The 603-nt window shown below is 22.7% G+C and carries 2 pseudogenes; both read left to right on the forward strand.

The window, feature by feature from the left end:
- Positions 1–296, forward strand: a pseudogene (locus AZI32_RS18650) (hypothetical protein); the annotation flags it as partial.
- Positions 297–304: 8 nt separating this feature from the next.
- Positions 305–603, forward strand: a pseudogene (locus tag AZI32_RS17420) (HEAT repeat domain-containing protein); the annotation flags it as partial.

The following is a 603-nucleotide window of genomic DNA, read 5'->3' on the forward strand; positions in this document are numbered from 1 at the left end:
AAATTGATAGACTAGACCTTGATATTTATCCTAAAAACCAAGAAAATACAGTATATATATCTGCTAAACAAGGTATTAATATGGATAAATTAATAGATATGATACAAAATGCACTAATGGAAAATACGTATAAAGTAAATTTACTACTTCCATATGATAAAGGTGATGTATTTAATAAGTTGAAAAACAAATACAATATTGAAAAATTTGAGTATGTAGAAAATGGAATAGAGTTAACTGTCGACCTAGATGAAGAAGATTATAATATGTATAAAAGCTATATAATAAATGAGTAGGTAGTTAAATGAATATATCTTGGGATAATATAGAAAATCTAGAAGATCATTTTATAACATATCTTCTGTACAAAGAGTCTAAGACAGTATCTCAAATAAGTAAAATAAGAAATATTGAAGTTCAAGAAATAAATGAACAATTAATAAAAGCTAAAATAGAAATAAAATCTTTAATGAAAAGTAAAATAGAATCATCTAAAGATATTCTAGATAAGTTTTTAGAGTTAGGCAAAGATGAAAGAATAGATTTGATGAATTCTTTAAATGACGAAAAATTATTGGATTTTAAAAGAAAAATATACAAAAG

The sequence above is a fragment of the Clostridium sp. ATCC 25772 genome, from assembly GCF_001573875.1.
GTDB classification, from domain to species: domain Bacteria; phylum Bacillota; class Clostridia; order Clostridiales; family Clostridiaceae; genus Clostridium_J; species Clostridium_J senegalense.